Source organism: Micromonospora sp. NPDC049801 (assembly GCF_040656575.1).
In the GTDB taxonomy this organism is placed as follows: Bacteria; Actinomycetota; Actinomycetes; order Mycobacteriales; family Micromonosporaceae; genus Micromonospora.
The window spans coordinates 1-12,142 of record NZ_JBFAMS010000009.1 but is presented as its reverse complement, the minus strand read 5'-3'; the positions used below and the strand labels follow the sequence as shown (position 1 = coordinate 12,142).

General features: G+C 71.6%; 8 protein-coding genes. 6 read left to right on the top strand and 2 right to left on the bottom strand.

Annotated features, from left to right (window positions below):
- Positions 1-147: 147 nt before the first annotated feature.
- Complete coding sequence (ilvD, locus tag AB0I89_RS17655; RefSeq protein ID WP_357127369.1) at positions 148-1,995, bottom strand: dihydroxy-acid dehydratase; 1,848 nt, start codon at positions 1,993-1,995, stop codon at positions 148-150.
- Between the two features lie 112 nt (positions 1,996-2,107).
- Between ilvD and AB0I89_RS17650 the strand changes: the two genes are divergently transcribed.
- From AB0I89_RS17650 to serA, 5 genes are all read left to right on the top strand, one after another.
- A complete protein-coding gene (locus AB0I89_RS17650; protein ID WP_357127366.1) occupies positions 2,108-4,480 on the top strand; it encodes an EAL domain-containing protein in 2,373 nt (790 codons plus the stop codon).
- Between the two features lie 189 nt (positions 4,481-4,669).
- Entirely contained in the window at positions 4,670-6,550 is a 1,881-nt protein-coding gene (locus AB0I89_RS17645; protein WP_357127363.1) for an acetolactate synthase large subunit, read from the top strand.
- 67 nt (positions 6,551-6,617) lie between these two features.
- Positions 6,618-7,133, top strand: coding sequence for an acetolactate synthase small subunit (gene ilvN, locus AB0I89_RS17640; protein WP_355052170.1), 516 nt, complete (start codon positions 6,618-6,620; stop codon positions 7,131-7,133).
- A 56-nt stretch (positions 7,134-7,189) separates the two neighbouring features.
- Positions 7,190-8,203 carry a ketol-acid reductoisomerase gene (ilvC, locus tag AB0I89_RS17635; RefSeq protein WP_357127359.1) on the top strand — a complete coding sequence of 338 codons (1,014 nt, stop codon included), beginning with the start codon at positions 7,190-7,192 and terminating at the stop codon, positions 8,201-8,203.
- A gap of 400 nt (positions 8,204-8,603) precedes the next feature.
- Complete coding sequence (gene serA / locus AB0I89_RS17630) at positions 8,604-10,202, top strand: phosphoglycerate dehydrogenase (RefSeq protein ID WP_357127356.1); 1,599 nt, start codon at positions 8,604-8,606, stop codon at positions 10,200-10,202.
- Between the two features lie 112 nt (positions 10,203-10,314).
- Here serA and AB0I89_RS17625 read toward each other — a convergent pair whose 3' ends face one another.
- A complete protein-coding gene (locus AB0I89_RS17625) occupies positions 10,315-10,671 on the bottom strand; it encodes a hypothetical protein (protein ID WP_357127353.1) in 357 nt (118 codons plus the stop codon).
- A 357-nt stretch (positions 10,672-11,028) separates the two neighbouring features.
- Here AB0I89_RS17625 and AB0I89_RS17620 point away from each other — a divergent pair, with 357 nt between their 5' ends.
- A complete protein-coding gene (locus AB0I89_RS17620; RefSeq protein ID WP_357127350.1) occupies positions 11,029-12,051 on the top strand; it encodes a hypothetical protein in 1,023 nt (340 codons plus the stop codon).
- The last annotated feature ends 91 nt before the right edge of the window (positions 12,052-12,142 follow it).

The following is a 12,142-nucleotide window of genomic DNA, read 5'->3' as shown; positions in this document are numbered from 1 at the left end:
CTACGTGGCCTGCGGCGGGCGTGCGGTGTGTCCGCGGCCTTGATCGACACGAGATCGCCGATGTCGCGGCATCCCGTCGACAGGGATACCGCGACATCGGCGAAGTCGAGTTGATCAAGCAGCCGAGCCGCCGAGCCGCCGCGCGGCTTACTCGGGGACGCGGCGGTAGGCGCCGTCGCTGGCCGAGGTGGCCATCGAGGCGTACGCGCGCAGCGCCGCCGACACCGGACGCTGGCGATCGGTCGGGGTGTACGGCCGGTCGCGCTTCTCCTCGGCCACCCGTCGTGCCTCCAGCTCGTCCTCCGGCACGTTCAGCTCGATCGACCGGGCCGGGATGTCGATGACGATCTCGTCGCCCTCACGGACCAGGGCGATCAGCCCGCCGGACGCGGCCTCGGGGGAGGCGTGCCCGATGGAGAGGCCGGACGTGCCGCCGGAGAAGCGGCCGTCGGTGAGCAGCGCGCAGGACCGGCCCAACCCGCGACCCTTGAGGAACGAGGTGGGGTAGAGCATCTCCTGCATGCCCGGGCCGCCCTTGGGGCCCTCGTAGCGGATCACCACGACGTCCCCGGCGACGACCTCCTTGGCGAGGATCGCGGTGACGGCGTCGTCCTGCGACTCGTATACCTTCGCCGGGCCGCGGAACGTCAGGCAGTCGTCCGGCACGCCGGCGGTCTTCACGACGCAGCCCTCCGGGGCCAGGTTGCCGTGCAGGATAGCCAGGCCGCCGTCGGCGGAGTACGCGTGCTCGCGGTCGCGGATGCAGCCCTCGGCGGCGTCGGTGTCGAGTGACGACCAGCGGTTGGTGGTGGAGAAGGGCTCCACGGTACGCACCCCGCCCGGCGCGGCGTGGAACAGCTCGACCGCCTCCGGCGTCGGCGAGCCACCGCGCACGTCCCAGTCGGTCAGCCACTGGGCCAGCGAGGGGGAGTGCACGGCGTGCACGTCCCGGTTGAGCTGCCCGCCCCGGTCCAGCTCACCGAGGATCGCCGGGATGCCACCGGCGCGGTGCACGTCCTCCATGTGGTACTTCGGGGAGTTCGGAGCCACCTTCGCCAGGCAGGGCACCCGCCGGGAGATGGCGTCGATGTCGGCGACGCCGAAGTTGAGTTCCGCCTCGCGGGCGGCGGCGAGCAGGTGCAGCACCGTGTTGGTGGAGCCGCCCATGGCCACGTCGAGGGCGACGGCGTTCTCGAAGGCGGCCTTGGACGCGACGGTGCGGGGGAGCACCGACTCGTCGTCGCCGTCGTACCACCGCTTGGCGATGTCGACGACGGTCCGGCCGGCCTCGACGAACAGCGACCGGCGCGCGGCGTGGGTGGCGAGGGTCGAACCGTTGCCGGGGAGCGCGAGCCCGATGGCCTCGGTGAGGCAGTTCATCGAGTTGGCGGTGAACATGCCGGAGCAGGAGCCGCAGGTCGGGCAGGCGGAGCGCTCGATCTCGCCGAGCTGCGCGTCGGTGACCGCCTCGTTCGAGGACGCGATCATCGCGTCGATCAGGTCGATCTTGCTGTGCACGATGCCCTCGATCGCCGCCGTCTTGCCGGCCTCCATCGGGCCGCCGGAGACGAAGACGGTCGGGATGTTGAGGCGCAGCGCGGCCAGCAGCATGCCGGGAGTGATCTTGTCGCAGTTCGAGATGCAGACCAGGGCGTCCGCGCAGTGCGCGTTGACCATGTACTCCACCGCGTCGGCGATCAACTCGCGGCTGGGCAGGGAGTAGAGCATGCCGCCGTGGCCCATCGCGATGCCGTCGTCGACCGCGATCGTGTTGAACTCCCGGCCGACGCCGCCGGCCTCGGCCACCGCGTCGGCGACCAGGCCGCCCATGTCCTTGAGGTGTACGTGACCCGGCACGAACTGGGTGAAACTGTTGGCGATGGCGACGATCGGCTTGCCGAAATCGTCGTCGGTCATCCCGGTGGCCCGCCAGAGGGCCCGGGCGCCGGCCATCGTCCGACCGTGTGTGGACGTCCTCGATCGCAGCTCAGGCATGCGTACCAGCATGACACCGCCGCCGCGCGGGACCCCGCGGTAGAGGGCCCGTGTCCCAACAGATGCACATCCGGTCTCCCGCGACGTGCGCTCATCCGGCACTCTTGTTGTCGTGCATCTCCCCCCGGGCATGGTCGCCGTCGCGGCGCTGAGCGGGCTGGTCGCGGCCGTGGCCACCGCGCTGCTCACCATGGTCGTCGGGCAGCGGACCGGGCCGCGCCGACCGGCGCACGTGCTGCTCGCGGGCGCCGCCGGGGTTACCCTGGTCAGCCTGCTGGCCGGGGTGGTGGCGGTGCTCTCGGCGAGCGACCACTGGGCACACGAGCAGGGCCAGCGGACCGGATGGGCCACCGCCACGGCGATCGGTACGGCGCTGGCCGGGCTGGCCTTCGCGGCCGGTCTGCTCCGGCTGCCGGGCGTCGCGGCCACCGCCGCGGGGACCGCCCGGCTCGCGCTGGACGGCGTCACCGTGGCGGCGGCGCTGTGGTTCGTCGGCTGGGTGCTCTTCTCCGAGCCGACCCGGCTGCTCGGCGCCGCCACTCCGATGGCCTGCCCGGCGATCCTGGTGACGACGGTGAGCGCCGCGCTCGGGGCCGGCCTCGCCGTGATCGTCGTCTTTCGGGCCGCCGCGCCGCGTCGCCGGCTGGCCGTGCTCGCGACCGGCATCACCGCGGTGAGCTGCGGCGGGCTGGGCCTCAGCGCGGGGCTCTGCCAGTCCGGGCCGACCATGGCGCTCGCCGGCGCGGCGCTGCTGTCGGCCGGCCTGCTGGCCGTCGCGCTCGAGGTGCGCCGGGCCGATCAGCCGGGGGAGGTCGCGCTGGACCTCATCGGTCGGGACGGTGAGTACGCCCTCGCCCCGATGCTGGCGATGGCGGCCTCGGCGATGTACCACCTGCTCCAGGACGGCCGCTTCACCGCGCCGGGCATCCTCGCCGGCAGCGTGGAGGGCTTCGCCCTGGTGGCGCGGCAGTACCTCACCCTCAAGGACGTCCGGGACTACGCCGGCCGCCTGGTCGAGCGGGAGGCGCACTTCCGTGAGCTGGCGCACACCGACCCGTTGACGTCGCTGGCCAACCGGCGCGGGCTGCTGCGGGCGCTGCACGACGGCGCGGCGGCGGGCACGCCGTGCGTCCTGCTCGGTCTGGACCTGGACGGCTTCAAGAACGTCAACGACATGCGCGGCCACGACGTGGGTGACGCGGTGCTGGCCGAGGTGGGCCGTCGGCTGCGCGGCAACCTGCGTCCGGGCGACGTGGCGGCCCGGCTCGGCGGCGACGAGTTCGCCGTGCTCATGCCGGCCCGCCCCGCCGAGGCGGACCGGGTGGCCGAGCGGCTGCTCGGGGTGCTGAACCGCCCGTACGACCAGCCGGAGGGCCCGGTCTTCCTCTCCGTGAGCATCGGCGTGGCCGGGTGGGCCGCCGAGCCGGACGTGGAGTTGCTGCTGCGCCACGCCGACCTGGCGCTGCGCTACGCCAAGCAACGCGGCAAGAACCGGATCGAGCGCTACGACGCGGCGTACGACCAGTTGTTGCGCCGCCGCACCACCGTGGAGCACGAGTTGCGGGGCGCTATCGACCGCGACGAGCTGCGGCTCGCCTTCCAGCCGGTGGCGTCGCTGCCGTCGGTCCGGCCGGTCGGCGCCGAGGCGTTGCTCCGCTGGCACCACCCCGAGCTGGGCAACGTCCGCCCGGACGAGTTCATCCCCCTCGCCGAGGAGTGCGGGATGATCTCCACACTCGGCGCCTGGGTGCTGCACCAGGCCTGCTACCAGCTCTCCCGCTGGCTGGCCGACGGGCACGACGTCTGGGTCTCGGTGAACGTCTCGCCGCGCGAGCTGCACGCCCCGGAGTACGTGGTCCAGGTCGCCGAGGCCCTGCGCGCCCACCACGTACCGCCGCAGCGGTTGGTGCTGGAGGTCACCGAGCACGCGGTCGCCACCGATCTGGACGAGCTGATCCGGCGGTTGACCGCGCTGCGGCTGACCGGCGTACGGATCGCACTGGACGACTTCGGCGCCGGGTACTCGTCCCTGGGGCAGCTACGCCGGCTCCCCATCGACATCCTGAAGATCGACCACAGCCTGGTGGCCGAGCACGAGCCGGTCCGCCCGGTGGGCAAGGACGGTCCGGCGTTCGCGCCCATGGTCGACATCGTCATGCGGCTGGGCCACCAGCTGGGCATGGAGGTCATCGCCGAGGGCGTCACCACGCCGACGGAGCTGGCCGCGGTGGTCGCCGCGGGCTGCCGGTTCGGTCAGGGAGCGCTGTTCGGCTGGGGGGTGCCCGCGGAGCACCTGGAGGCGATGCTGGAGGCGGCCACCTCGCCGGGCGCGCGGCCCGGTCCGGTGCCCGTCCAGCGCCGCGCACCCGGCGGGTCCGGGCAGGTCATGCCCCCTGGCGGCGGCGCGGCGTCGGCCGACGCGCCGCCGTCCGTTAACCAACATGTGGGATCAGTTGACTCATCGCGTGAGATGCGTCAGGCTTAGCCGCATGTCGTCGTACCGGTCGCTGCGAGTACTTATCTGAGCGCACTCTCCTCCGTCGAGAGTGCGCTGGCCCCGTGCATCTGCACGAGGGCCGTTTTTATTGCCGTCGGAACCTGTCGCGACGGGCCCCACGCCCACGTCGCATCGCTGAACAAGCCCCAGCCACTCCAGCCGAAGGCCAGAACCACCATGACGAGACCAACGCCCGAGACCCTCGCCCACACCGCCCGGCGGGCCCGCGCGACCGCCGACCCGGCCGGCGCCGCCGACCCCGCCACCCGCGCCGCGGCCACGCCGGCAGTCCCGGCCGTACGGACATCCGCCCCGGCAGAGGTCTCCGGTGCCGGCTCGCTGGTGCGGTCCCTCGAGGCGCTCGACGTCGACGTCGTCTTCGGCATCCCGGGCGGCGCGATCCTGCCGGCGTACGACCCGCTCTACGACTCCACCGTCCGGCACATCCTGGTCCGCCACGAGCAGGGCGCCGGTCACGCGGCGACCGGGTACGCGCAGGCCACCGGCAAGGTCGGCGTCTGCATCGCCACCTCCGGCCCGGGCGCGACCAACCTGGTGACGCCGATCGCCGACGCGTACATGGACTCGGTCGCGATGGTGGCGATCACCGGGCAGGTGGCTCGCCCGTCGATCGGCACCGACGCCTTCCAGGAGGCGGACATCCAGGGCATCACGCTGCCGATCACCAAGCACAACTTCCTCGTGCAGACCGCCGAGGAGATCCCGCAGGTGCTGGCCGAGGCGTTCCACCTGGCCAGCACCGGCCGGCCCGGCCCGGTGCTGGTCGACATCCCCAAGGACGTGCTCCAGGCGTCGACCACCTTCACCTGGCCGCCCACGCTGGACCTGCCCGGCTACCGGCCCACCCTGCACCCGCACGGCAAGCAGATCCGCGAGGCGGCCCGGTTGCTGGCCGGTGCCCGGCGGCCGGTGCTCTACGTGGGCGGCGGGGTGCTCAAGGCCGGCGCCACCGAGGGGCTGCGTCGGCTCGCCGACCTGACCGGCATCCCGGTCATCACCACGCTGATGGCGCTCGGCGCGTTCCCCGACTCGCACCCGCAGCACCTGGGCATGCCCGGCATGCACGGCACCGTCGCCGCCGTGTACGGCCTCCAGAAGGCCGATCTGATCGTCGCGCTGGGCGCGCGGTTCGACGACCGGGTCACCGGCAAGCTCGACTCGTTCGCGCCGGACGCGGCGGTGGTGCACGCCGACATCGACCCCGCCGAGATCGGCAAGAACCGGCACGCGGACGTCCCGATCGTCGGTGACGCCAAGCACGTCATCGACGAGCTGATCGCGGCGGTCACCGTCGAGCGTGCGGCGGGGCGGGTCACCGACCTGAAGGATTGGTGGACCCAGCTCGACGACCTGCGTAACCGTTATCCGCTGGGCTACGACGAGCCGTCCGACGGCACGCTCTCCCCGCAGTACGTGATCAAGCGGTTGGGAGAGATCGTCGGCCCCGACACGATCTTCGTGGCCGGGGTGGGGCAGCACCAGATGTGGGCGTCCCAGTTCATCTCCTACGAGAAGCCGTACACCTGGTTGAACTCCGGCGGCCTCGGCACCATGGGCTACGCGGTGCCGGCGGCCATGGGCGCGAAGGTCGGCAAGCCGGACGCGGTGGTGTGGGCGATCGACGGTGACGGTTGCTTCCAGATGACCAACCAGGAGTTGGCGACCTGCGCGCTGGAGGGCATCCCGGTCAAGATCGCCGTCATCAACAACGGCAACCTCGGCATGGTCCGGCAGTGGCAGACGCTCTTCTACAACGAGCGCTACTCCAACACCGAGCTGGGCACGCACAAGCACCGGATCCCCGACTTCGTCAAGCTCGCCGAGGCGCTGGGCTGCGTCGGGCTGCGCTGCGAGACCGCCGAGGACGTGGACAAGACCATCGCCGCCGCCATGGAGATCAACGACGTCCCGGTGGTGATCGACTTCGTGGTCGGCAAGGACGCCATGGTCTGGCCGATGGTCGCTGCCGGCACCAGTAACGACGAGATCATGTTCGCCCGCGGCGTCCGCCCGGTCTTCGACGAGGATGACATCTGACCATGAGTGAGCGAAGCGCACGAATCATCAAGGCCGATGCCCCGACCGAGCGAAGCGAGGTCGTGGCATGACCATGCACACTCTGTCCGTGCTCGTGGAGAACAAGCCGGGCGTCCTCGCCCGGGTGTCCGGCCTGTTCTCCCGCCGCGGTTTCAACATCGACAGCCTCGCCGTCGGCGAGACCGAGAACCCGGACGTCTCCCGGATCACCATCGTGGTGAACGCGGACTCGTCCCCGCTGGAGCAGGTCACCAAGCAGCTCAACAAGCTGGTCAACGTACTCAAGATCGTTGAGTTGGATCCGCAGGTCTCGGTCGCCCGGGAGTTGCTGCTGGTGAAGGTCCGCGCCGACCGGGCCGCCCGGTCCCAGGTGCTCGAGACCGTCAACCTGTTCCGGGCCCGGGTGGTGGACGTCGCACCGGACACGCTGACCATCGAGGCCACCGGCACGCCGGACAAGCTCGACGCGCTGCTGCGCGACCTCGAGCCCTTCGGCATCAAGGAAATGGTCCAGTCCGGGCTGGTGGCCATCGGGCGCGGCTCGCGTTCGATCACCGCCGGTCCCGCGCTGCGGGCCGCCTGACCCATCCGCAAAGACCACGACGGGCACTCAGGCCGTCGTACGAAAGGGAAGTTCTCATGAGCGTTGAGGTGTACTACGACGACGATGCCGACCTCGGCCTGATCCAGGCCAAGAAGGTCGCGGTGATCGGCTACGGCAGCCAGGGGCACGCCCACGCGCTGTCGCTGCGTGACTCCGGCGTCGACGTGGTGATCGGTCTGCCGGAGGGCTCGAAGAGCCGTCCCAAGGCCGAGGAGCAGGGCCTTCGGGTGCTCACGCCGGCGGCGGCCTCGGCCGAGGCGGACGTGATCATGGTGCTTGCGCCGGACACCGCCCAGCGCAAGATCTATGCCGAGTCGATCGAGCCGCACCTGGCCCCCGGCAAGGCGATCTTCTTCGGCCACGGTTTCAACATCCGGTACGGCCTGATCAAGCCGCCGGCCGAGGTGGACGTGGCCATGGTCGCCCCCAAGGGCCCCGGCCACCTGGTGCGTCGCCAGTACGTCGACGGCAAGGGTGTGCCCTGTCTGGTCGCCGTCGAGCAGGACGCCACCGGCACCGCGTTCGCCCTCGCCCTCGCGTACGCCAAGGGGATCGGCGGCACCCGGGCCGGCGCGATCAAGACCACCTTCACCGAGGAGACCGAGACCGACCTCTTCGGCGAGCAGGCGGTGCTCTGCGGCGGTGCCTCGGCGCTGGTGCAGACCGGTTTCGAGGTGCTCACCGAGGCGGGTTACGCCCCGGAGGTCGCCTACTTCGAGTGCCTGCACGAGCTGAAGCTGATCGTCGACCTGATGTACGAGGGCGGCATCGCGAAGATGCGGTACAGCATCTCCGACACCGCCGAGTACGGCGACCTCTCCCGGGGCTCGCGCATCATCGACTCCCGCGTCAAGGATGAGATGCGCAAGATCCTGGGCGAGATCCAGTCCGGCGAGTTCGCCCGTGAGTGGGTCGCCGAGGACGAGGCCGGCCGCCCCAACTTCACCAAGTGGCAGGCCGAGGGCGCGGCGCACCCGATCGAGGAGACCGGTAGGAAGCTGCGCGGCATGATGAGCTGGGTCGACCGCCCGATCACCGAAACCGCCTGACGCCACCCCGAAAAACGGATCACCCAGCCCCGGGCCGCGCTCTCCCCAGCGCGCGCCCGGGGCTCGCTCCGAGCCCTCGTCGATCTTGCACTTTCGGATGGCGATTTGTGGGGGTTGGCCCCGTAGGTCGCCGCAGAAAGTGCAAGATCGCGGGGACGGAGGGGTGTAGGGGGGCGGGGTGGGTGGGGTTTCGGGGTGGTGAACGGTTGATGTCGGTCGCTTGTCCGGGCGTGTGAGGGCACTCACCCCGCAGACCGGAACACGCCGGCCAGCGCGGCCCCTACGATCGCGGGTAGGTGCGCTGAGCCGGCACCTGACGGCCACGGCACGGATCAGCACGGGGTGCAGTGCGGCGCCCCGCCACCCGCGCCGATCGCAAACACGACCTCTACGAGGACCGATGAATCCTGTCGTACTGATCGCCGAAGAACTCGCCCCCGCCGCCATCGAGGTGCTCGCCCACGACTTCGACGTCCGTCACGTCGACGGCACCGACCGTCCGGCCCTGCTCTCGGCGCTCTCCGAGGCCGACGCCGTCATCGTGCGCAGCGCGACCCAGATCGACGCCGAGGCGGTCGCCGCCGCACCGCGGCTCAAGGTGGTCGCCCGCGCGGGCGTCGGGCTCGACAACGTCGAGGTGCCGGCGGCCACCGCGCGGGGCGTGATGGTCGTCAACGCACCCACCTCGAACATCGTCTCCGCCGCCGAGCAGGCCGTCGCACTGCTGCTCGCCGTCGCCCGCAACACCGCCAGCGCCAGCGCGGCGCTCAAGGCGGGCGAGTGGAAGCGGTCCAAGTACACGGGCGTCGAGGTGCAGGGCAAGACCGTCGGTGTGGTCGGGCTCGGCCGCATCGGGGTGCTCTTCGCGCAGCGCATCGCCGCGTTCGGCACCCGACTGATCGCGTACGACCCGTACATCCAGCCGGCTCGGGCGGCGCAGCTCGGCGTACGGCTGGTCGGGCTGGAGGAGCTGCTGCGCGAGAGCGACTTCATCTCGATCCACCTGCCGAAGACCCCGGAGACGGTCGGCCTGATCGGCGAGAAGGAGCTGGCGCTCGTCAAGCCCAGCGTCCGCATCGTGAACGCCGCCCGCGGTGGCCTGGTCGACGAGCAGGCGCTCGCCGACGCCATCGCCGAGGGGCGGGTCGCCGGCGCCGGCGTCGACGTGTACTCCAAGGAGCCCTGCACCTCCTCGCCGCTGTTCGCCTTCGACAACGTGGTGGCCACCCCGCACCTGGGCGCCTCGACCCACGAGGCGCAGGACAAGGCCGGTCTGGCGGTTGCCAAGAGCGTGAAGCTGGCGCTGCAGGGCGAGTTCGTGCCGGACGCCGTCAACGTCCAGGCCGGCGGCGTGGTCGCCGAGGACGTCCGCCCGCTGCTGCCGCTGGCCGAGAAGCTGGGCCGGGCCTTCACCGCCGTCGCCGGTGGGGTCGCGGCCAACGTCACCGTCGAGGTTCGCGGTGAGGTCGTCGGCCACGACGTGTCGGTGCTCAAGCTGGCCGCGACGAAGGGCCTGTTCAGCTCGGTGGTCGAGGACCAGGTCACCTACGTCAACGCCCCGCACCTGGCCGCCGAGCGCGGCGTCGAGGTCACTCTGGACAGTCAGGCCGAGACCGCCGACCAGCCTCTCCTGGTCACGGTGCGCGGTGCCCTGCCGGATGGCCGGGCGGTGAGCGTCTCCGGGACGGTCACCCACGCGGGCAGCCGCGACGTCCCGCGGCTGACCGAAGTGGACGGCTTCGACGTGGAGATCGCCGCGGAGGGCATCCTGCTGTTCCTGCGGTACGCGGACCGCCCGGGCGTCGTCGGCACCGTCGGTACGCTGCTCGGCGAGTCGGGCATCAACATCGCCGCGATGCAGGTGGCCCGGCGCGAGGCGGGCGGCGAGACGCTGATGACCCTCACCGTCGACCAGGCGCTCGGCGCCGATCTGCTGACCTCGGCGGCCGACTCGATCGGCGCGACCGCCGCCAGCGCGGCCGACCTGCGCGACGAGTAGTTAGCGGCCGCCACGCGACAGGTGGCGGCGCGGACGACAGCACCACGGGGGGCCCGGCGACAGCGCCGGGCCCCTTCGTCGTACGCCGGGAGGTGTTCCGCCCCGGGAACGGTCAGTTCGGCAACCGGACCGGGGGCGGGTAGACCGAACCGTCCTGGGCGTCGAAGAGCATCAGCCCGTGCTCGCCGGCCAGCCGCTCGATGTCGAGCAGCACCTGGTCCGGGCAGGTCGGGTGCAGGTTCAGCTCGACGTGATCGTGGGCGGCGTGCAGCGGCGCGACCGCCCACGGGCTGTCCGGGCCGGGGTGACGGTCCGGATAGGACGCGGTGATCGCCCGGTAGAAGCCGACGACGCGCGGGTCCGGGTATCGGTCCACGTGCCGCCCCTGCCGGCAACCCTCGACCGCTGCCCGCACGTCCTCGGGCGTCGCCCCGTCCTCCAGGGCCCACACACTCAGATCGAAACTCACGGCGGACAGCGTGCCATCCGTCGTTCACCATGTCGAAACTGCCTCACCGCCGGCCAATCGCCGAACCCGTGCGGGCGGCGTCCGAAGGCGTCCGCTGTGGAGACTCTTGCGTCGAGTTGCGTCGATTCGCTAGCGTACGACTGCGGTTACTGGCCGCCAGGCCGTGGCGCCGGCCCGTCTTCGGGTGGCGCGGTCGACGTCCGGCCCGACCGGTCCGCACCCCTCGATTGTGCGAGCCACGCGCACTCGTCGCTGATCGGCCCCCACAGCCGTTGCCGAGGCCGTGGGGGCCGATCGCAATTCAGGCGCTCCGCGGGTCACCCCGTCTGACGTGCGACGCGGCTATGATCGGCCGCCGTGACAAGCGCCCAGTTGTTCAATGGCGGTGGCCGCCGGGTCGCCCGGCCGCGGCGACCTGCGCCGCCACGACGAGCCCTGCGGTCGACGCGGCTCCTCGCGGCCCTGGTGGCGGTGCTCGTGCTGGCCGGCTGTTCGCCCGATCCGACCGGCTCGCCCGCTTCGCGCGACTCGTCGTCGGCTCCGGGGACCGCCGAGCCGCGGTCGACGAGTGGGCTCGGCCCGGCCGGGGGCCGGCAACCCGGCACGGGCAGCGCGGACGAGGCCCAACGCCGCCGTTTCGCGGCGGCGGCCACCCTCCTGAAGAGCAAGCCGGGGGTGCTCGGAATCCTGGTACGGGACCGGCGCACCGGCACTTCCTGGCGGGCGGGGACCACCGATCATCCGATCTGGACGGCCTCCACCATCAAACTCGCGATGGTCGTCGGGCTGCTGGAGCGCTCACGGGCGGGGGAGATCACGCTCGACAGCGCCGCCCGTCGACAGATCGCCGACATGCTGAACTTCTCCTCCGACGACGCGGCCACCGCTCTGTGGAACCGCTACGGCCGGGACGGACAGCTCAAACGCTTTCAGCAGCGCTACGGCATGACCGGGCTGACCACCGTCGCCGGCTACGCGCGCTTCTGGGGTCACCTCAAGTGCACGGCTGAGGATCTGCAGCGGTTGATGTCGTACGTGCTGGACGACCTCGACCCGACCGACCGGGCCTACATCGTCGGCGCGATGCGTTCGGTCGGCTCGATCCAGCGTTGGGGTGTCTGGGCGGCCGGCAGCGACAAGCACCCCGGCACCAAGGACGGCTGGTCGATCGAGCCGGACCCGGGCGGGGAGCACTGGGTCACCAACACCGTGGGGTTCGCCGGCGACGACCAGCGCTACGTCGTCGCCGTCATGTACCAACTGCCACCCGGCAAGGGGATCGATGTGGGGGTGCACGCGGTGAGCGATCTGGTCGCCACCGTCTTCGGGGCACGGACCCCGGCGCGGGTGACCGTGCCGGACCCCAGCACGGGACGCTAGGGCCTGTTTCATAAGAACTGGCCGGCCTGCGGCGGGCCCGGACGACGACCGGCGGCGTTGCGGTTTCGTCCGGATACAACACCGGTATCCG